Genomic DNA, 20,444 nt, shown 5'->3' on the forward strand with positions numbered 1-20,444 from the left:
CACAGGCCAAAAATCGTGGTCTTACAGGAACTTAATCGAGTTCCCCGACAAAGCGGCAGGCGCGAATTCTGGCCCCTCAGCTCGCCCTGACACTGACGATGAACTCGTCGACTTCGCGCTTCAAGGTCTCGGCCTGCCGCGACAGATCGACGGCCGAATCCCTGGCTTCGGCCGCCATGCGGCCGGTCTCGGCCGAGGTGGAGGTGATCTGGACGATATGGTTGGAGACGTCGAGGGTTCCGCGCGCGGCGTCCTGGGCGCTGCGCGTGATCTCCTGTGTGGCGTTGCGCTGCTGGGCGGTGTCGACCTCGATGCCCGACATGATCGACGAGATCTCCGACAGCGTCCTGGAAATGCCGTCGATCGCGCCGCGGGTCTCCGCGGTGATGCCCTGAATGCTGGCGACCTGCGAGGTTATCTCCTCCGTCGCCTTGCTGGTCTGATGCGCCAGGTTCTTCACTTCCGAGGCGACCACCGCAAACCCCTTGCCCGCTTCGCCGGCCCGTGCCGCCTCGATGGTGGCGTTGAGCGCCAGGAGATTGGTCTGCGATGCGATCGCCTGGACGAGCTGGACGACCTCACCGATCTTTTCGGCGGCATCCGACAGCGTGTGAATGGTATCGCGGCTCTTCTCCGCCTGGCTTGCAGCGCCTTCGGCGCGCTGGGTCGCGTCCGTGACGCGGCGGCTGATCGTGCCGATCGAGTTCGTCATCGCCTCGGCAGACCCTGCAACCGTCTGCACGCTCGCGCTGGCCTGGCTCGCCGCGCTCGCGACCGCATTGGCCTTGGTGCTGGTGTCGTTGGCGGTCCGCGACAGCGTCTCCGCGTTGGTCTTCAGATGCACGGCCGATGACGCCACGCTGGCGACGACACTGGCGACGAGATCGTTGAAGCGCTTGATCCTGTTATCGAGGAATTTCGACCGCTCGGCCTGATGCTGCGCTTCATGCAGCTGCTGCTCGGAGAGGCGGCGCCGCTCGAGGCCGTTGGTCTTGAACACCTCCAGCGCACCGGCGAGCAGGCCGATCTCGTTGGTGCGGCCGAGCCCCGGAACTGATGTCTCGAACTTCTGGTCGGCAACCTCGCGCATGGCATGCACGATGGCCGCGAGGGGATTGAGGATGCCGTTGCGCACGGCGAACCAGGTGGTGAAGCAGATCGCGAAAGCGACGACGGCGATCACGCCGCAGGCGACCAGGAAATAAGAAAACGCGGTCTGCGCCTGCTGGTAGATCTGCATGGCATGGTCGCGCGCCGGGCCGCTCAGCGCGGCGAAGTTCGAGGACAGGCTGGTGATCTCGTTGTTGAGATAGAGGACCGCGATGAAGCCGGTGCCGCCGCCGATGCCAAGCAGGAACAATAACGCAGCGACGACGGCGCCGACCAGGAAGCGGATCGTCAGATTGCTGTTCGCGAACATCGGGGGACTCAGGAGCTGGAATCAAATCTCGCGACAAGCTTCCAGACAAAGGTCAATTTAGCATGAACCACGCAGCCGTTGCCGCGCACTGCGTGGCACGACGTAGACGGCTTCAGGGCGATTTGGGTTCGTCCGACATCAAGGCCGCGAGCCGTGCCTTCTCGTCGGGCGTGAGCGGCGGTGCCGGTACGTCCACACCAGTTCGCGAGCGGCGGCGGATTTGCAGCCACAGCGCCAGGCCGCCGCCGATCAGCAGCACCGGCCCGAGCAGCCACAGCAGCAGGGTCTGCAGCTCGAAGCGCGGCTTGAGCAGCACGAACTCGCCGTACCGCGCCACCAGGAAATCGAGCACCTGCGAATTGCTGTCGCCGGCCGCGATGCGCTCGCGCACCAGCAGTCTGAGATCGCGCGCCAGCGGCGCATCGGAATCGTCGATCGACTGATTCTGGCAAACCATGCAGCGAAGCTCGCGCGACAATTCGCGCGCGCGCGATTCCTTCACCGGATCCGGCATGATCTCGTCGGGCTGCACGGCGTGGGCCGCCGGCAAAGCCAGCAACACCAACGCGATGAACGCGGCCATCATCCGGCGCATCGGGTCATTCCGCGGGCTGGAGGCGCTGCTTGGCCCGCGCCGGCTTCGGCGCGCCGACCCGCAGACGGCGGTCGGAGAGTGAGAGCACGCCGCCGAACGCCATCAGCACCGGTCCCCACCAGATCAGGAGAACCAGCGGCTTGTGATAGATGCGCACGGCGATGGCGCCTTCGGCGGTGGCGTCGCCGAGCGAGACGTAGAGCTGGCTCGCGCCGCTGGTCAACAGCGCGGCCTCCGTCGTCGAGGAGCCGCGGGTGGTGAAGCTGCGCTTGGACGGCGTCATCACCGTGACCGCCTCGCCATCGCGGCTGATCTTGAACTCTGCGATCATCTCGCGGTAGTTCGGGCCCTGGCGTTGAAACAGCCCGTCGAGCTTCAGATCGTAGCCGGCGACATGGGCAGTCTCGTTCGGTTTCATGGTCGCGATGTATTCGCTGTTCCAGGTGGTCTCGCAGACGATCCCGATCAGCGCAACGCCGAGGGCGGCATGCGCGAACGCGGTGCCCCAGGCCGAGCGCGGCAGGCCGCGCGCCCGGTGCAGCACCGTTGCGAACGGCAGGCGCACCAGGCCCGTCCGTTCGACGAGGTCGGTGACCGCGCCGGCGATGACGAAGACGCCGAGCCCGATCGCGAGCGGCGCCAGCGCGCTGCCGCCCCGCACCCAGGCCCAGACGATGGCGACCACGACCAGCCCGGCAACCCCGGCCGCGAGCAGACGTTGCATCACGCCGAGCAGGTCGCCGCGCTTCCACGCCAGCATCGGCCCGAACGGCACCGCGAGCAGCAGCAGCGCGAACAGCGGCGCGAAGCTCAGATTGTAGAAGGGCGCGCCGACCGACATCTTGAAATCGGCGAGCATCTCCATCGCGAGCGGATAGAGCGTGCCGAACAGCACCACCGCGCAGGCCACCGTGAGCAGCAGATTGTTCAGCACCAGCGCGCCCTCGCGCGAGATCGGTGCGAACAGGCCGCCCTGCTTCAGCGATGTGGCGCGGCCCGCGAACAGCGACAGGCTGCCGCCGATGAACAGGCATAGGATCAAGAGGATGAACACGCCGCGGGTCGGATCGGTGGCGAAGGCGTGCACCGAGGTGATGACGCCCGAGCGCACCAGAAAGGTGCCGAGCAGCGACAGCGAGAAGGTCAGGATCGAGAGCAGGATGGTCCAGACCTTCAGCGCGTTGCGCTTCTCCATCACCAGCGCCGAATGCAAGAGCGCGGTGCCGGCGAGCCACGGCATCAGCGAAGCGTTCTCCACCGGATCCCAGAACCACCAGCCGCCCCAGCCGAGCTCGTAATAGGCCCAATACGAGCCCATGGCGATGCCGAGGGTCAGGAAGATCCAGGCGACCAGCGTCCAGGGCCGCACCCAGCGCGCCCAGGCCGCATCGATCCGTCCCTCCATCAGCGCCGCGATCGCGAATGAGAACGAGATCGAAAAGCCGACATAGCCGAGATAGAGCATCGGCGGATGCACGGCGAGACCGATGTCCTGAAGCACGGGATTGAGATCGCGTCCCTCGATCGGCGGGCTCGCGATGCGCAGGAACGGGTTCGATGTCATCAGGATGAAGAGGTAGAACGCGCTGGCGACCCAGGCCTGCACAGCCAGCACATGCGCGCGCAGCGAGAGCGGCAGATTATTGCCGAAGCTGGCGACCAAGCCGCCGAACAGCGCCAGGATCAACACCCACAGCAGCATCGAGCCTTCATGGTTTCCCCACACGCCGGTAATCTTGTAGAGCAGCGGCTTCATCGAGTGGGAATTCTCGTAGACGTTGGCGACGGAGAAATCCGAGTTCACGTGCAGCATCACCAGCGCCGTGAACGAGGCGCCGACGAACAGCAGCTGAGCCAGTGCGGTCGAGCGCGCCACGTTCATTAGGGCGGCGTCGCCAAGGCGCGCGCCGATCAGCGGCACGACGGACTGGATCAGTGCGAGGGCGAGCGCCAGTACCAGCGCGTAATGTCCTGATTCCGCGATCACCGCACCGCTCCCTGCGGATTGCCCTGCGCGGTCGTCGCCGCGGGGGTGGCAGCGCCAGAAGCTTGGGTGCCGGAACCTTGGGTACCGTAATCGTCCTTCCAGTGCCCCTGCTTCTTCAGGGCATCGGCGACGTCCTTGGGCATGTAGGTCTCGTCGTGCTTGGCAAGGACGGTATCGGCCTTGAACACGCCGTTGGCATCGAGTGCGCCTTCCGCGACGACGCCCTGCCCTTCGCGGAACAGATCGGGCAGAATGCCTTTGAAGGCGACGGGCAGCTTGGCGTTGCCGTCGGCGACCTCGAACGTCACCGCAAGATTGTCGCCGCGCTGGAGCGAGCCGGGCTGCACCAGGCCGCCGAGGCGAAACCGCTTGCCGGGCTCGACATGCTTCTCGGCGACCATGGTCGGGGTCGAGAAGAACACGATGGAGTCGCGCAGCGCGTTGAGCACCAGCGCGGCCGCGAGCGCGAGCACGGCGAGCGATCCGCCGATGATGGTCATACGTCGCTGCTTGCGCGTCATGGCGTATCCGTTCTCCGCATCTGTCGTCCCGAAATCATCCGCCGATCCCGAGAGTCTTCAGGCCTTCGTTGAGCTGGCGCAGCCGCTCGGCGTTGCTGGCAACCGCCTGCCGGGCATCGGCCGAAGCGCCCATTGCCTTGTCCCGCTCGCCCATCACCAGATAGGCGCGCACCAGACGCAGCCAGCCCTCGACATCGTCGCCGTTCTGTTTCAGCCGCGTCGCGAGACGATCGACCATGCCGCGCACCATGGCGTTGCGATCGGTTTCGGCCATGTCCTTGGAGGCAGCAATCGTCTCGTCGGACAGCGCCGGCAGCGTGCCGCCGCCACCGACCCGTGCCAGCGAGGACTGCACCAGGGCACGCCACGGCGCATCCGCAGGCGCTTTCGCAAGCAGCGCGCGCCAGATATTGGCCGCGTCGTCCTTGCGGCCGTCCTGCTCGGCGGCAAGGCCCAGAAAGTAATTCGCCTTGGGATCGTCGGCGTTCAAGGCGTGTGCGCGCTCGAATTCGGCCTTGGCCTCGGCGGTCACCACGCCGCCGGCGGCAGCCGAGATCGCTTCGCCGAGATCGGACCGGCGCTCCGCGCTCTCACCGTTGTAAGTGAGCGAGTTGCGATAGGCGCGCACCGCGTCGTCGAAGCGGCCGAGCCGCTCCAGAACCGGCGCGAGCACGTTCCAGCCGCGCCCGTCCGTCGGATTCTTCTCAAGATGCTGCTCGACCTGCACGACGAGGTTCTCGAGCGACTGCGCCATGCCACCCCCGCGCTCCCGCTGCGCAAGGGGAAAGTCCTGCAGCCGGGGCGAGCCGAGTGGCATGTAGACGCCGGCCGCGATGAGCGGCAGTCCGGCAAGCGCCAGCACGGCCGCCGCACGGCGCCATTTGAGGTTCGACTTCGGCGCCGTTGCCGGCTCGCTGGCCGCCGCCGCGAGCAGCCTGCGGCTAACCTCGACGCGCGCAGCCTCCGCCTCCGGCGCCAAGATCAACCCTGCGGCGAGATCACGCTCGATCTCGGCCAGCTGGTCCTTGTAGACCGCGACCTCGCTGCCCTGATCTTGTGCGCGGCTGGTGCGGCCAAGCGGCAAGAGCACGGCGAAAATCGCCGCGACCGTCATCAGCGCGAACACGAACCATAGCGTCATCTGGCAAGCTTCCGGCGGCGCCCGAACCGCGCCTGTAGGTGCCTTTACACCACGGCCGGACGATGCGGCAATTGACAATTGTCAAGGCGGCGCAACCGCATGTAGTGCCGAAAAGGTGAAAATCCAACGGCTTAGCCGATCTCGAAGTCGATACTTTGCGCGGCCTGCTCGCCGTGCCCGTCGAAGGCCTTCAGGAAGTATGTTCCGGGCTTGATTGCATCCGGCAATCTGATGCGCAGCGCTCCGACCGGAACCCGAGATGCAACCCTGGTGGCGGTCTCGGGCAGCTGCCGATCGCTGGCCTTCTCGACCAGCACCACCTTGGCTCCAACCATCAGCCGTTGATACTTGGCAACGATGACGCGGTTCTCAATTTCAATCGAGCTGATGACCGGTTTCATGCGCCTACAGATGGAAATTTCCAGACTTGCACCCGCGAAAGTACGGTGCGCCTTCAGTGTCGTCAACTTCAAATTGTGATCAGGAAAAGTGCGCGCCGATCAGCCTGCGCGCGACGATTTGCGCTCGCCCGTGAGTGCATTTTCGGCGGCCCGGCTCATCAATGAGGCGTAATCGTCGCCGAACAGCACCTGGCAGAAGCGGATCGCGGCCTGCACCTGCTGCTGCCGATAGGTGCGGACCTTGTGATCGGCGGCACGCAGCGACTGCACCAGCTGCTCGGTCGACCGTTCCACATATTGCTGGAGATCGGAGAAGGTACGCAGCGTCACCTCGTTGATCGCAAGCTCGCTCGCATAGTTGCGGCACGTCGCGACGAAGTCGATCAGTGCCACCGTTTCCTCGACCTCGGTGCTGTCGATCCGCGCGCCCGGCGGAATGTCCTTTTCGGGGCGCTGGCGCAGGATGCGGCGGACGCGGCCGGGAACGCTGTCGATCTCGGACTGCAGCGCATTGGAGATGTCGGCCCGGATCGACGTCAGTTGCTTGCCCCAGGTCGAATCGTTGCGCAGGTCGAGCTCGGTGCGCAGTCCGCGCACGCCGTCGTGCAGCGTCTTGAGGTTGCCGGCGACATTGTCGAAATGGCCGCGCTTGATGTCCATGCGCAGGACCGCGGCGACGCAGGACAAATCGTGCAGGGCCATCGTGACGGCCATACCGTAGGGCGTCGCCGCGACGCGGATCTCGTCATCGGACGCCGCTATCTTGACCGCAAGGCGGATGATCTGCCAGGGCGCGGTCATCCGCTGCACGACGATCGACAAGGCGAAAGGCAGCATCTGCGGCGTCTGAAGCGCCGGAATGTTGAGCGCCGACGTCACCGAGGCGATCTGGGAATCCCCGAAGGCCCGCAAGGTGCGCGGTAATTTCTCGTTCAATGTCGCAATGGCGTCCCGGACCTGGAGCACCGCACCGATCGAATAGAGATCCTCGATCACGTTGGGCGGTCCGACCCGGGCCAGCGCCCGCGACTTGTCGCCGCCGCCCGGCCCCGTCAGCTCGAAGATGGCGTCCGCGGCCACCGCCTGAAGCTTCTGCGCCAGGGCTTCGACCTGCCCAGCACTGTCCGCCGGCATGCGCGCCAGCGCCGCCTCGAATTCGTTCACCTTGTCCGGTGCGCCGTCACGGCCAAGCCACTGCCAGATCGGCTGCAGCGAGGAGCGGCGAATCTGGCCGGCCCTGACAGGAGTGCCCGCTTCGACGAGGAACGGTTCCAACACCTGGAATAGGAGCCGCGACAGATCGTCCGTGCGCGGCGGCAAAGCCTCGTCGGCCTCGCTCTTGCGGACGATCTTGCGCAGCTGCTCGAGCACGAGGGTGGCCACCGCCGTGTCCTGGCCGCGCTCCAGCGCACGCTCGAACTCCCGCATCAGCAGTGCCTGCGACTGCGGCGGGAGCTGCGCGAGATATTCCCTCAGCCGCTCGATCGATGTCTGGCTCATGCGCCCGGGTAATGCACGGTAAAATGGCGGACATGGGATGGGTCCGGCGCGATCATAGAGGGTCCCGACTTAAGAAGCCGTTTAGGAAGCTGCCTCGAATGCCTCCCATGCTTCGCTGGAGGAGCCTCGGCCGCGCCGGAAATTGTCGTCGAAACAAGGGATTATAGTCCGGGAAGAACCAGCTCGGCGCGCAGACCCCCAGTCGGGGCGCTGCCGAGCGAAAGGCTGCCACCATAGAGGGCCGCGAGGTCGGTCACGATCGACAGCCCCAGTCCCGACCCGGGCTTGGACTCGTCGAGGCGCTTGCCGCGCCGGGCGACCTGGGCGCGCTCGGCTTCCGACAGACCACGGCCGTCGTCGTCGACGATGACCCGCAAACGCGGGCCGGCGCCGGCCCGCTGTTGCGGCTCGACCAGGACCTCAATGAGGACGCGGGAGGCCGCCCATTTGCAGGCATTGTCGACGAGATTGCCGACCATCTCCTCAAGATCCTGCCGCTCGCCCCGGAACTTGGCGGATGGATCGGCCTTGGCCTCGACCACGATGCCGCGGTCGCGATGGATCTTCTCCATGGTCCGCCGCAGTCCCTCGATGGCAGGCGCCACCTCCGTCACGGTCGCGACCACCGAGACCCGTGCCGCGATGCGGGCGCGCTCCAGATGATGGGCGACCTGATCACGCATCACATCCGCCTGCTCCATCACCTTCTCCGCGAACGGATCGGCGGCATGCGCGCTGGCTTCGTTGACGATGACCGAAAGCGGCGTCTTGATCGCATGAGCGAGATTGCCGACATGGGTGCGCGCCCGCTCGACGATCTCGCGATTGGCGTCGATCAGCGCGTTGGTCTCGCGCGCCAGCGGCGCGATCTCGACCGGGAATTCACCCTCGAGCCGTTCCGCCCGCCCGGAGCGGATGTCGGCGATCGCGTCCGAGATGCGCTTGAGCGGTGCAAGGCCGAAACGGACCTGGAACACGGTCGTCAGCAGCAGCACGATGCCGAGCGCCGTGAAGGTGCCGCCGAGATAGTAGTCGAAGCTGCGTGTCTCGTCGAAAATCTCGGTATCGTCCCCGGCGACGCTGACCAGAAATTTGCCGTCGGCACCAAGATCGACCGGCCGTTCCACCATGCGCAGATTCTGCCCTTCCGGCCCGTCGACATAGGCGAGGCGGATGCCGGCGGCGGTGAGCTCGGCACCCTGCTCTTCGAGCTTCGGTAGCTTCTTGTCCCAAAGCGAGCGCGAGGAGCGCACTTCCGGCTTTTCGGTGTCGGTCCGCGTGATCTGCCAGTACCAGCCGGACAGCGGCAGGTCGAACAGGGGCTCGCCAAGCGACTGGAACTGGCGGTCCGGCGGCTCGTCGGGCGTTGCGACCTCGGCGATGAGGGTGCGCAGATAGAGATTGAGCCGGCGGTCGAAGGCGCGCTCGGTGGCGTTCTTGTAGACTGACGACAGCACCACGCCTGTGATGGCCAGGATCACCACGAGCCAGGCGGTCGCCGACAGGAACAGTCGGTTCGCAAGCGAGCTAGCGGCCATCGGAATGATCCCGGGCGGCGCAGGATAGCAGGTGGTCGGACGTCATGACCGGACCAAGGGCCCTGTTCGGCCTCCCGTCAAGCCAAGATACTTCAAGGCCGGAACGCCTCAGGCGCCCGGGGCCGGCGGCGGGGTCAGGAGATAGCCCAGGCCGCGGACGGTCTGGATGATGTCGACGTCGAGCTTCTTGCGGATGCGGCCGACGAAGACCTCGATGGTGTTGGAGTCGCGGTCGAAATCCTGGTCGTAGAGATGCTCGACCAGCTCGGTGCGCGAGACCACCCGCCCGGAATGGTGCATCAAGTAGGCCAGAAGCCGATATTCGTGCGAGGTCATCTTGATGGGATTGCCCGACACGCTGACCCGGCCGGTTCGGGTGTCGAGCGTAACCGGGCCGCAGGTCAATTCGCTCTGGGCATGGCCGGTGGAGCGGCGCAGCAGGGCGCGGATGCGCGCCAGCACCTCCTCGAGGTGGAACGGCTTTGCGACGTAGTCGTCGGCGCCGGCATCGAAGCCCTGCACCTTGTCGCTCCAGCGGTCGCGTGCAGTGAGGATCAGGACCGGCATGGTGCGGCCGTTGCGGCGCCAGGCTTCCAGCACCGAGATGCCGTCCTTCTTCGGCAGGCCGATATCGAGCACCACGGCGTCATACGGCTCGTTGTCGCCGAGATAGTGCCCCTCCTCCCCGTCGAAAGCCCGATCGACGACATAGCCGGCGTCGGTCAGCGCCTTGGTGAGCTGGCGATTGAGATCGGGGTCGTCCTCAACAACGAGCAGGCGCACGCTTCTCTCCAAGGATAGGCTGCAAGAACAGGCGACATGAACACCGCCACAGATGAGCAATTCCGGCGTGAACTGAATATGAACGCAGGGAACCGGGCTACGTTACTTTTTGGTCATATACGACCCGGCGCGCGCAAATGCGACTGCGCCCACCATGCCGCCGGAGGAGCCGGTGGCATGGTGGGCGCAACGTGCCGCATCGCGCGGCGAGCCGGAAGGTGCCGGCGTGCTGATCCGGCCGTCAGGTCCGGAAGAACACGAACCAGACGACGGCGAGGATCAGGATCGCAAGCCCGGTCGAGATGGCGAGCAGCGCCGCCACCGATGGTCCGGGCTCGCCCTGGCGTGCCTCTGTCGGAGTTTCGACGATCCGGTTCTGCTCTCGCCTGGTTGCCATGGTGACCTCGATCTGTGGCTGTCGCGTCGGATGGCCGCGACCTCCTCGGCGATGAATTGCCGGGGCAACGCGTCATCTCGGGCGATGTTCCGGTCCATGGGCCCGCCCGGCAAACACGGCGCAGGCGGCGATTAACGCCGTTGCAAGATTCCGCGCCGGCGGTTGCTATGATTCGCAACTGGGCGATGGTATCCTCAAAGCTTGTCCGCTGTTGCGTCTGGAGTAGCCCATGGCCCCCCGCGCCAATTGGAAGGGTTTTCTGCGTCTGTCGCTCGTGACCTGCCCGGTCGCGCTCTATCCGGCCACTTCGGATACGGAGAAGGTTTCGTTCAACCAGATCAACCGCAAGACGGGCCACCGCATCAAGTATCTCAAGGTCGATGCCGAGACCGGCGACGAGGTGACCTCCGAGGACATCATCAAGGGCTACAAGGTCGACACCGACACTTATATCGAGGTCACCAAGGACGAGCTGGACGACATCGCGCTCGATTCCACCCACACGATCGAGATCGACGAGTTCGTGCCCAAGGCCGACATCGACAACCGCTATCTGATCCGCCCCTACTACCTCGTGCCGGACGGCAAGGTCGGCCACGACGCCTATGCGGTGATCCGCGAGACCATCCGCAGCATGGACAAGGTCGCGATCGGCCGCGTGGTGCTGACCAACCGCGAGCACATCATCGCGCTGGAGCCGCTCGAGAACGGGCTGATGGGCACGCTGCTGCGCTACCCCTACGAGGTCCGCAGCGAGAAGGAATATTTCGACGACATCCAGGACGTGAAGCTGACGAGGGACATGCTCGACCTCGCCAAGCACATCGTCGAGAAGAAATCCGGCGCGTTCGAGCCCGAGCTGTTCGAGGATCATTACGAGACCGCTCTGATCGATCTCATCAACAAGAAGCGCAGCGGCATGCCCATCACCGCCAAGGCCGCACCGAAGACCGGCGGCAACGTCATCAGCTTGATGGACGCGCTGAAGAAGAGCATCGCGAACGAGAAGGACGCGGCCCCCGCGGCGAAAGCCGTCAAGGACACGGCCAAGGAGACCGCCAAGGACACAGCCAAGGCCAAGAAGCCGAAGAAGCGCGTCGAGGGCCAGCGCGAGATGCTGCTGCCGATATCAGGCAAGGGCGGCAAGGACGCTGCGGCGAAGGCTGCGACCACGCCGAAGAAGGCCGCCGACAAGCCGGTGCGCGCGCCGGCGCGGGCAAAGAAGGCCGGCTGACAGCACCACGCCCCGCGATCACGCCGTGATGTCTCTCCTCGCCGATCGGCCGGCCTGACATGCCCTGGTCGACGACGTTCGACGATCCCGTCCGCGTGAGCAACAAGCGCAAGTTGTTCACGCTTCAAGAAGCCGCCGACTACATCATGGAGCTGCCCGAGGACGCCCAGCACGAGGCGCATTGGCAGACGGCGATCGAGACCTTGATCAATGCGGCCGAGACCGGCGGCGGCTGGGTGATGTTCGCCCGCATCGCGATGTTGCGGGCGCTGAATGCGGACGGCCGGCGCGGATGAGCGCGATCGAGACATCCTTGCCTATTCGTTGACGAACAGGCTCAACAATCGGTTAAGCGGCCAAGCCAATGGGGGCAATGCAACAGGCTGTCGGTTTGACTTCATTTGAACGGATCGACGGAACCCTAATTTAATGAATGCCGTCGTACGAGGTAAGGTGCGATCGCCGCGTTTTGGCGCGCTCGAAGATTTATTCGATCGATTTGCAAGTCCGATAACGACGCGACCATCAATCGGATCGGATGAACAGGAGTTGGCAATGCGTCTGCTTAGGTCCTTCCTTGCCGATGAGAATGGCGCAACCGCAATCGAGTACGGCCTGATCGCTGCTGGGATCGCTCTGGCAATCGTGACCATCGTCAACAGCACGGGCGCTGCGCTGCTCAACAACAAGTTCAACTCGGTCAGCACGGCGATGAAGTAACCGCCGGCCAACGGCCTGCGCAGCGGCTGCCCGCCGGAGCGGATGGCCATGATCTGGGTCAACAGGATCCGGACGGCGGCGTTTAAGCATGGAGGTCCGACTCCCTGCTGCCGGCCCGTCCATGCATCCAGACCTTCCGCATTCCCAACTGAAGATCCGCCGCGTCCGCCTCGACACCGGCCGTGAGAACGTCGTCGTCGTCTCGAGGCGCTCCAAGGCGCTGCGCGCGGAGATCTTCCGCGGCTTCAGCCGCGTCGAGCTTCGTCAGGGCGGCAAGGTTCTGCTGGCGACCCTGCTGATCACGGACGACGATACGCTCGCGGCTCCCGACGAGATCGGCCTCTCCGAGCCTGCGTTCCGGCGCTTCGCCGAAGCGGTCGGATCGGAGGTCACGGTCAGGCCCGCCTCGCCTCCGGAGAGCCTGGAAGCGGTGCGTGCGAAGATCCGCGGACGAACTCTGAGCCAGGCCGAGATCGGCGCGATCATCAGCGACCTTGCCCATTATCGCTACTCCGACATGGAGATCGCTGCCTTCCTGATCGGGTCGGCGAGCTTCATCACCAGCGACGAGCTGCTCGCCCTCACGGGGGCCATGGCGCAGGCCGGCACGCAATTGGTCTGGCCGACCCCTGTCGTCGTCGACAAGCATTGCATCGGCGGCATCCCCGGCAACCGCACCTCGATGGTGGTGGTGCCGATCGTCGCCGCGCATGGCCTGCCGATCCCGAAGACCTCCTCGCGCGCGATCACCTCGCCGGCCGGCACCGCCGACACGATGGAGGTGCTGGCGCGGGTGAATATCTCCGTCGAGGAGATGAAGGCGATCGTCTCCTCCTGCAACGGCTGCCTGATCTGGGGCGGGCACGTGAACCTGTCGCCGGCCGACGACGTCCTGATCTCGGTCGAGCGCCCGCTGAGCCTGGATACTCGCGAGCAGATGGTCGCGTCCATCATGTCCAAGAAGATCGCGGCAGGCTCGACCCATCTGCTGATCGACATTCCGGTCGGGCCGACCGCGAAGGTCACCGGCGGCGTCGAGGCCATGCGGCTGCGAAAGCTGTTCGAATTCGTCGGCGACCGCTTCGGCCGGACGGTCGAGGTGATCACGACCGACGGCAGCCAGCCGATCGGCAACGGCATTGGGCCGGTGCTGGAGGCCAACGACGTCATGGCGGTGCTCGGCAATGACAAGGATGCGCCGCGCGATCTGCGCGAGAAGTCGCTCCGGCTCGCCGCCCATCTGCTGGAATACGATCCCAAGCTGCGCGGCGGGGCCGGCTATGCCCGGGCGCGCGAACTGCTGGATAGCGGCGCGGCACTGAAGCAGATGCAGAAAATCATCGACGCACAGGGCCCCTCGACATGCAGCAACGAGCTCGGACCGCTCAGCTTCGACGTCGAGGCGAGGCATGACGGCATCGTGTCCGCAATCGACTGCCTGCGTCTGAACCGCCTCGCCCGCACCGCCGGCGCGCCGCTCGACAAGGGCGCAGGCATCCGCCTGTTCAAGAAGATCGGCGACCGCGTCGAGCAGGGCGAGCCACTCTATCGCGTCTACACGTTCGGCCGGTCGGAGCACGATTTGGCGGCCAGCGCGACTGCGGCCGACGACGGCTATGCGATCAACGGCAAGCCCCTCGGAGAATGACAGATGAGCATCACCGTTCGATTCTGCGGTGCCACCCGCACCGTGACCGGCTCGAGCTATCTGTTCCAGACCGCAAGCGGCTGTTTCCTGGTCGATTGTGGATTGTTCCAGGGCCAGAAAACGCTGAAGGAGCTCAATTACCGCGCCTTTCCGTTTCGCCCCGCCGACATTGATGCGGTGCTGCTCACGCATGCTCACATCGACCATAGCGGTCTGTTGCCGAAGCTCGTGCGCGCGGGCTTCGAGGGGCCGATCCTGGCGACGCGCGGCACGATCGACCTCTGCTCCTACATGCTGCCCGATGCCGGCAACATCCAGGAATCGGAGGTCAAGCAGCTCAACCGGCGCAATGCTTCGCGCGGGCGCAAGGAGGTCGAGCCGATCTACACGCAGGCCGACGCGATCGCATCGCTCCGATCGTTCCGCGCCGTCGACTACGAACGCTGGACCGACGTGATCCCCGGCGTCCGCGCACGCTACTGGAACGCCGGCCATTTGCTCGGCTCCGCCTCGATCGAGCTGGAAATCGCCGAGCAAGGCGCGGCGCGGCCGCTGCGCGTGCTCGTCTCCGGCGACGTCGGGCCGGAGGCCAAGCTGCTCCAGCCCGATCCCGAAGCGCCGAGCGATTTCGACTACGTCATCTCGGAATCGACCTATGGCGACCGCGTGCGCGAGGCCACGACACCTGCGCTTCGCCGCAAGCACCTCGCGGCCGAGGTGCGCGATGCCGCGGCGGCCGGCGGCGCGCTGCTGCTGCCCGCCTTCGCGGTCGAGCGCACCCAGGAGCTTATCGTCGATCTCGTCGACCTGATGGAGCACCGCGAGATTCCGACGGCGCCGATTTTCCTTGATTCACCGCTCGCGATCCGCGCGACCGAAGTGTTCCGCCGCCATTCCGAGAGCCTCGATCCGTCGGTCGACGCCACGCGCCTGCTCAACTCGCCGCATCTGAAATTCACCGAGACCGCGGACGAGAGCAAGGCGATCATGCGTCTGTCCGGATTTCACATCATCATCGCCGCGAGCGGCATGTGCGATGCGGGCCGGATCCGCCATCATCTGAAGCGCTGGCTGTGGAACGAGCGCGCGACCGTGCTTCTGGCCGGCTTCCAGGCCAACGGCACGCTCGGCCGCTTCCTTCAGAACGGGGCCAAGGCCGTCCGCATCCAGGGCGACGAGATCAAGGTTGCTGCCCGCATCCGCATGATCGACGAATATTCGGGCCATGCCGACGGCGCCGGCATGGCCAGCTGGATCGCGGCGCGTCGTCCCATCGCGCGCGGGCTGTTCCTGGTCCACGGCGAGGAAGCGGCGGTTGCGGGCCTGGCCGAGCGCATCGCCGAGCGCATCATTCCCGCGGCCAGGATCTACCAGCCGATGCTGGACGACACTTTCGAGCTCGCGGCACCCGAACCGCGCGTGCTCGACGCCGATCGTCGCCGGCGACTGTCGCCGGAGGCCGTGACGCGTCTCGACTGGCACAACGAGATGTCCGAGCTGATGCTCGACATCAACGATCGCGTCGCAGCCGCCGCCGACGACCGCGCCCGCGGCGTCATCATCCGAAGGCTGCGGCGGGCGCTGCAGGAAACGGCGTAGCGCCGGCGGAAACAATAAGCCGGATTGCGCCTCGCTTCATCCAGGCTACGGCGCTTTGACGGCCCTCTGGGTGCTGATATTCTCCGGCGGAACGGGCTCGACGAGCCATGCCGTCAATCGATCAACCAGCGCTGCCGAGAGAATGCGGATGAGACGCGTGATGCTCCTGACAATCGGCCTCATGTCTGTCGTCGCCTGGCCGCACGACAGCGCCAGAGGCCAAACTTCGGCCGCGCCGCCGGTTTCGCTTGCTCGGCCCGATGCAGCGCCGCCACGCCCGGGTGCCACCAAGCCCGCCCGGGTAACGACGAACGGAACTCCAGCAGCGACGTCCAGCAGAGAGCCTTCCGTGATTGGCCGGCCTCAACCGAATCCAGCCGCCGACTACGATGGCTTCAGCGTCGGCACCGTCGATGACCTTGGCACGCCGAGCCGCGTGACGCCGGCCGTGCGTTCACGCGCAGCAAGGGACGCCAGGTCCAATCCGGATGGTCTCGATCAAGAAGATGAGGCGTTGAAGCGAAAGCTGATGATCTGCCAGAGCTGCAAATAGCAGAGCAATCGGATATGACTTGTGGCGGCGGCCTGCGCGCACGCCTCGTCCTTCGAGACGGCGCTGACGCGCCTCCTCAGGATGAGGCTAGTCAGCATCAGTGCTCGTTGAAATGGCTGCCGCGCACTCCGCCCTCATCCTGAGGAGCCCGCCCATAGCGGGCGTCTCGAAGGATGGCCGCCGGGGAAACTCCCAAATGCGATAGCCCTGCTGCAAAGAGGGATGTAAGCACAGCTTCAGATGCCGCGCCCATCCCGCTCGAATTCGTCCTTGCGAATCTTCAGGTTTTCGCGCCGCTGCTCCTATCCTTGAGGGCGGCCAGCAACTCTTTTCCGAGCGCTCCGGCAGAGGCGGGGTTCTGGCCCGTGATGAGCCGGCCATCGACGACGACGTGAGGTTGCCAATTGGCCGCGGACGAGTACTCGGCACCCTCTGCCCTCAACGCATCCTCGAGCTCGTAAGGTACGTCATCGCGCGCATAGTCGTACTCTTCCTTCTTCGAAAAGGATGTCAGCTTCTTGCCGCGCACGAACGGGACGCCATCGCCGAGGTCGACGCCAAGCAGCGCGCACGGCCCGTGACAGACAGCGGCGACGAGCTTGCCGGTGCTCCAGGCTCGCACAACGGCACTTTGGACCGCCGCATTGCGCTGGATGTCCACCATGGGACCAAGACCGCCGGGTATCAGGATGGCGTCGTAGTCGGCGGCATCCACCTCGGATAATTTACGGCTGTGATTCAGGCGGCGAAAGGCTTTGCTGGCGAGGAAATCCTTCTGAGCAGGATCTTTCTCGTCATATGCATCGTAAGGCGTCCACCCCCCGGCCGGCGACGCGAACTCCACCGCGATCCCAGCCTTGTCGAGCACCTCGAAAGGATGGGCAACCTCGGCGAAAAAGAAGCCGGTCTTGCGACTATGCGGTCCGATCACGGCTGCGTTGGTGACAATGAAGAGGACGTGTTGGGTCATGGTTTTCTCCTTTCGATAATGCTATCTGGGATCGCCTTGCCGCGGTGCGGAGACCGCCTCAATTCGGACAGGGCTGTCCGGCCGCGCCCCACATCGCCATGTCCTTGACGTGATCCTCGAAGGTGCCGGGCGGCGTTGAGCGGCCGGCTCCGGGCGCCCAGCCGCGCGGGATGAAGCCGCTCAGCGAGGCATCGTGCCGCAAATGCCCGACGAGACCAGCGGCGTCGCGACCGCCGTTGCGCTTGGGATCTTTCATCTGGGCACAGATCTCGGCGCCGCTCTTGCCGAACCAGATGAAAGCCACCGGGGCGAGCTGCCAATCGATGCCGGCGCGCGGCGGCGAGGGCGCCGGCTCGTTCGCCTGGGTCGAGGTCATGTGGCAGGTCGAGCACGGGATCGCTTCCGCTCCGATGCGGCTCTCGCCGCCATGGATGTTCATGCCATGCGGGCGAGGCTTGGTTTCGCCGGCCGGCGTCCAGATCGGTATCGCCTTGGCATCGACATGGCAGTTGGCACACCGTGGATGGGTCACGACGGCTTCGATCCGCTTCCACGCCTCCAGCCCCTCGGCGCGGCTGACGCTACCGGGCGGCAGCAGGTCCTTGGCGGCCTCGTCCTTCGCGGCGACGATCCCGGTCAGGGCGGCGACGGCCGACGCTGCCAAGACCAACGCGATCAGAGATCTCTGCATGGCGTGTCTCACACGAAATCGATGAACTTGTTGAAGGGCATTTCGCGGATGCGCTTTCCGGTCGCCGCGAAGATCGCATTGGCAAGCGCAGGCGCGGCGGGTGGCACCGGCGGCTCGCCGAGGCCCCTCACCTTCGGATCGTTCTCGAGCCCGCGAACTTCGATGATCGGGCATTGGTGGATCCGCATCGCCTCATGGTGATTGTAATTGGTCTGCTGCGCCGCGCCTTTTGAGTAGGTGATTTCGCAATTGATCGCGTGGCCTAGGCCCCAGACGACGCCGCCCTGGACCTGGTTCTCGAAATTGACGGGATCGATCACCTTGCCGACGTCGACCGCGACCCAGACCTTGTCGATCCGGATGCCACGGTCCGTCGCCGTCACCTCGACGACCTCGGCAACCGGTGTCCCGAACGACTCGACGAAGGCGACGCCGCGGCCCCTGCCGTTGCCGAGCGGCCCCTTCCAGGTCGACATCTCCGCGACCGTCTCCAGCAGCTTGCGATAATGCGGCACATTGCACATCGCGATGCGCGCCTTCATGGGATCGAGGCCGGCTGCGTGGATCAATTCGTCAATGAAGCTTTCGGTGAAGAAGCCGGCTGTGGACGCTCCCACGGAGCGCCACGTGGTGCACGGCGACAGCCCTTGCGCCTCGTAGCTGATGGCGCGGAAGTTGGGGATGTCGTAATAGACGTTCCACGTGCCGGCGGCCAATTGAGGATCGGGATCCTTCGAGGGTGCACCCATGCGCTCGAGCAGTCCCTTGAACGGCGCCGTCGATGCCAATTGCAGGTCGGTCGCAACGATCTTGCCGTTGGCGACGCTTCCCCTGTGACGCGCGATCGCAATCTGCCGCGGAATATCCTGAAGGAAATCCTCCTCGCGCGAGAAGACGAGCTTGATCGGCGTCCCGCGCATCTGATTGGCGATCTCGGCGAGCACGCGGACGTTCTCGAATTCGAGACGATGGCCGAAGCTTCCGCCGGTCCATTGATTGTGGAAGGTGACCTGCTCCGGCTTGACGCCGATAGCGTTCGCCGCGATGGCTTGCACCGCCTGCGGGCTCTGATGGCCAACCCAGATTTCCATGCCCTTGTCGGTGACGAGACCGATCCCGTTCAGCGGCTCGAGCGGCTGATGCGCCACGTAAGGGGCGCGATATTCGGCTTCGACGAGCTTGCCCGTCTTCAGGCCGGCTCCGACGTCGCCGATCGTCCGCCACTCCTTGCCGAGGAATTCGGGCTTGAACGATGATTCCAGCACTTTCCAATGATCGGCCTGCTCGGCGGGATAGGCCGAAGGCGCCCACTCGCAAGCGATGGCGTCGACGGCTTTCATCGCGTACCAGCTGTTGGTGGCGATCACCGCAACGCCGTTCTTGATCTCGAGGATCTTCTTCACGCCGGGCATCGCGCGCGCCTTGCTGGCGTCGTAGGATTTCAGCGGCTGGCCCTTGCCGGGGTTCAGCTTGACTGAGGCGTAGAGCATGCCCTCCATCTTCTGATCGATGCCGAATTGCAATTCGCCCATAACTTTGGCGCGCACGTCGAGGCGCGTCATCGGCTTGCCCAACATGCGCCAGGTCGAGGGATCGCGCGGCTGCGCATCGAGCACCGGCGGAATTCTTGCGGCCTCGGCCGCCAGTGAGACGTACGGAATTTTGCTTCCGTCGGGCAGGATCACGTGGCCGGATTGCGTGCGGATGTCGGCGATTGCGACGCCCGAACGTTTGGCCGCAGCTGCCTTCAACGTCTCGCGCGCAACTGCCCCTGCCACGCGCAGCTTCTCATAGGTGTCCGGGATCGTGCTCGAGCCGCCCGTCATCTGCAGGCCGGATTTGCGAAGACTTTCCAGCGCCGCAGCACGTGCTGCTTCGGCCGCAGGGCTCTGGTCCGCGGCCAGGAACGGCGCCAGCTCCTCCTTGAATCCGGTGTTGAAGTAAGCGGGACTCGGGCCGGCGAAGCGGACTTCGAACTGGCCGGGGTCGAGGTCCATCTCCTCGGCGATCATGATCGGCTGCACCGAGCCGACACCCTGACCGATGTCGGCGTGTTGCGCGATCAGCGTGATCTTGTCGGGGCTGATCTCGACCCATGGATTGAAGGTGACGGAATTCGGGCCGAGGCCGGCGGCCAGCGGATTGCCATCGGCACTCGGCGCGGCCGCTTCGGCCGGACCATAGGCACCGAAAACGATGCCACCGGCGACCGCGGCAGAGCCGAACACGAAAGCCCGACGCGAAAGGGTTTGCATGTCGCCCATCTCACTTCTCCGCCATCTTGTTTGCGGCGGCCGCATGGATCGCCGCACGAATGCGCGGATAGGTGCCGCAGCGGCAGAGATTGCCGGACATCACCTGGTTGATCTGCTCGTCAGTCGGTTTTGGGATCGATGCAAGAAGCGAGATGGCCTGCATGATCTGACCGGTCTGGCAGTAGCCGCATTGCGGCACCTGATGCGCGATCCAGGCCTGCAAGACCGGATTTTGGTCCTTGTTGTGCAGGCCTTCGAGCGTGACGACCGATTTGCCCGCGACCTCGCCGATATGGGCCTGGCAGGACCGCACCGCCTTGCCGTCGATGTGAACGGTGCAGGCCCCGCATTGCGCGACCCCGCAGCCGTATTTGGCGCTGGTGATGCCCAGTTCGTCACGCAGCACCCACAACAGGGGCATCTCGGGCACGACGTCGACCTGGCGCTTGATCCCGTTCACCTTGAGCTCGATCATGCCGATATGTCCTCTC

Annotated in this window: 20 protein-coding genes; 6 read left to right on the forward strand and 14 right to left on the reverse strand. The window is 65.2% G+C overall.

The window, feature by feature from the left end; translation table 11 throughout:
- Positions 1 to 76: 76 nt before the first annotated feature.
- The 10 genes from XF30_RS27050 to XF30_RS38695 all read right to left on the reverse strand — a co-directional run bounded on the left by XF30_RS27050 (position 77) and on the right by XF30_RS38695 (position 10,283).
- A complete protein-coding gene (locus XF30_RS27050; protein WP_036035201.1) occupies positions 77 to 1,420 on the reverse strand; it encodes a methyl-accepting chemotaxis protein in 1,344 nt (447 codons plus the stop codon).
- 112 nt (positions 1,421 to 1,532) lie between these two features.
- On the reverse strand, positions 1,533 to 2,015 hold the full coding sequence (locus XF30_RS27055) for a cytochrome c-type biogenesis protein (RefSeq protein WP_036005780.1): 483 nt from the start codon (positions 2,013 to 2,015) through the stop codon (positions 1,533 to 1,535).
- A 4-nt stretch (positions 2,016 to 2,019) separates the two neighbouring features.
- Complete coding sequence (locus XF30_RS27060; protein ID WP_109144360.1) at positions 2,020 to 4,002, reverse strand: heme lyase CcmF/NrfE family subunit; 1,983 nt, start codon at positions 4,000 to 4,002, stop codon at positions 2,020 to 2,022.
- Positions 3,999 to 4,523 carry a cytochrome c maturation protein CcmE gene (ccmE, locus tag XF30_RS27065; protein WP_057027208.1) on the reverse strand — a complete coding sequence of 175 codons (525 nt, stop codon included), beginning with the start codon at positions 4,521 to 4,523 and terminating at the stop codon, positions 3,999 to 4,001. Before ccmE ends, XF30_RS27060 begins: the two co-directional genes overlap by 4 nt.
- Positions 4,524 to 4,557: 34 nt before the next feature.
- Positions 4,558 to 5,664: a c-type cytochrome biogenesis protein CcmI gene (ccmI, locus tag XF30_RS27070; protein WP_036005789.1), complete on the reverse strand. Its 1,107-nt coding sequence runs from the start codon at positions 5,662 to 5,664 to the stop codon at positions 4,558 to 4,560.
- 131 nt (positions 5,665 to 5,795) lie between these two features.
- Positions 5,796 to 6,065 carry a hypothetical protein gene (locus XF30_RS27075; RefSeq protein ID WP_036005792.1) on the reverse strand — a complete coding sequence of 90 codons (270 nt, stop codon included), beginning with the start codon at positions 6,063 to 6,065 and terminating at the stop codon, positions 5,796 to 5,798.
- 99 nt (positions 6,066 to 6,164) lie between these two features.
- Entirely contained in the window at positions 6,165 to 7,565 is a 1,401-nt protein-coding gene (locus XF30_RS27080; protein ID WP_036023270.1) for a hypothetical protein, read from the reverse strand.
- Positions 7,566 to 7,726: 161 nt separating this feature from the next.
- Positions 7,727 to 9,103: an ATP-binding protein gene (locus XF30_RS27085; RefSeq protein ID WP_109144361.1), complete on the reverse strand. Its 1,377-nt coding sequence runs from the start codon at positions 9,101 to 9,103 to the stop codon at positions 7,727 to 7,729.
- Between the two features lie 108 nt (positions 9,104 to 9,211).
- Complete coding sequence (locus XF30_RS27090) at positions 9,212 to 9,886, reverse strand: response regulator transcription factor (RefSeq protein WP_036005801.1); 675 nt, start codon at positions 9,884 to 9,886, stop codon at positions 9,212 to 9,214.
- Positions 9,887 to 10,127: 241 nt separating this feature from the next.
- Positions 10,128 to 10,283, reverse strand: a complete 156-nt coding sequence (locus XF30_RS38695) for a hypothetical protein (RefSeq protein WP_167361642.1) — start codon at positions 10,281 to 10,283, stop codon at positions 10,128 to 10,130.
- 229 nt (positions 10,284 to 10,512) lie between these two features.
- Here XF30_RS38695 and ku point away from each other — a divergent pair, with 229 nt between their 5' ends.
- The 6 genes from ku to XF30_RS27120 all read left to right on the forward strand — a co-directional run bounded on the left by ku (position 10,513) and on the right by XF30_RS27120 (position 16,037).
- Positions 10,513 to 11,517, forward strand: a complete 1,005-nt coding sequence (gene ku / locus XF30_RS27095) for a non-homologous end joining protein Ku (protein ID WP_109144362.1) — start codon at positions 10,513 to 10,515, stop codon at positions 11,515 to 11,517.
- A 59-nt stretch (positions 11,518 to 11,576) separates the two neighbouring features.
- Entirely contained in the window at positions 11,577 to 11,813 is a 237-nt protein-coding gene (locus XF30_RS27100) for a hypothetical protein (RefSeq protein WP_036005807.1), read from the forward strand.
- Positions 11,814 to 12,072: 259 nt separating this feature from the next.
- On the forward strand, positions 12,073 to 12,237 hold the full coding sequence (locus tag XF30_RS27105) for a Flp family type IVb pilin (protein ID WP_036005811.1): 165 nt from the start codon (positions 12,073 to 12,075) through the stop codon (positions 12,235 to 12,237).
- Positions 12,238 to 12,358: 121 nt separating this feature from the next.
- A complete protein-coding gene (locus XF30_RS27110; RefSeq protein ID WP_109145867.1) occupies positions 12,359 to 13,885 on the forward strand; it encodes a thymidine phosphorylase family protein in 1,527 nt (508 codons plus the stop codon).
- 3 nt (positions 13,886 to 13,888) lie between these two features.
- On the forward strand, positions 13,889 to 15,484 hold the full coding sequence (locus XF30_RS27115; RefSeq protein WP_109144363.1) for an MBL fold metallo-hydrolase: 1,596 nt from the start codon (positions 13,889 to 13,891) through the stop codon (positions 15,482 to 15,484).
- A 160-nt stretch (positions 15,485 to 15,644) separates the two neighbouring features.
- Positions 15,645 to 16,037 (forward strand): hypothetical protein, encoded by a 393-nt coding sequence (locus tag XF30_RS27120; RefSeq protein ID WP_502696142.1) that lies wholly within the window; start codon positions 15,645 to 15,647, stop codon positions 16,035 to 16,037.
- A 280-nt stretch (positions 16,038 to 16,317) separates the two neighbouring features.
- Here the strand turns inward: XF30_RS27120 and XF30_RS27125 are convergent, their stop codons facing one another.
- The 4 genes from XF30_RS27125 to XF30_RS27140 are packed head-to-tail and all read right to left on the reverse strand — an operon-like array spanning position 16,318 to position 20,428.
- A complete protein-coding gene (locus XF30_RS27125) occupies positions 16,318 to 17,007 on the reverse strand; it encodes a type 1 glutamine amidotransferase domain-containing protein (protein ID WP_036005815.1) in 690 nt (229 codons plus the stop codon).
- A 58-nt stretch (positions 17,008 to 17,065) separates the two neighbouring features.
- Entirely contained in the window at positions 17,066 to 17,698 is a 633-nt protein-coding gene (locus tag XF30_RS27130; protein ID WP_036023264.1) for a hypothetical protein, read from the reverse strand.
- An 8-nt stretch (positions 17,699 to 17,706) separates the two neighbouring features.
- Complete coding sequence (locus XF30_RS27135) at positions 17,707 to 19,962, reverse strand: xanthine dehydrogenase family protein molybdopterin-binding subunit (protein WP_109144364.1); 2,256 nt, start codon at positions 19,960 to 19,962, stop codon at positions 17,707 to 17,709.
- 1 nt (position 19,963) lies between these two features.
- The gene (locus tag XF30_RS27140; RefSeq protein WP_036023261.1) at positions 19,964 to 20,428 is read right to left on the reverse strand and encodes a (2Fe-2S)-binding protein; all 465 of its coding nucleotides are present in this window, start codon (positions 20,426 to 20,428) and stop codon (positions 19,964 to 19,966) included.
- Positions 20,429 to 20,444: the final 16 nt, after the last annotated feature.

The organism is Bradyrhizobium sp. SUTN9-2 (assembly GCF_003122645.1).
Classification (GTDB): domain Bacteria; phylum Pseudomonadota; class Alphaproteobacteria; order Rhizobiales; family Xanthobacteraceae; genus Bradyrhizobium; species Bradyrhizobium yuanmingense.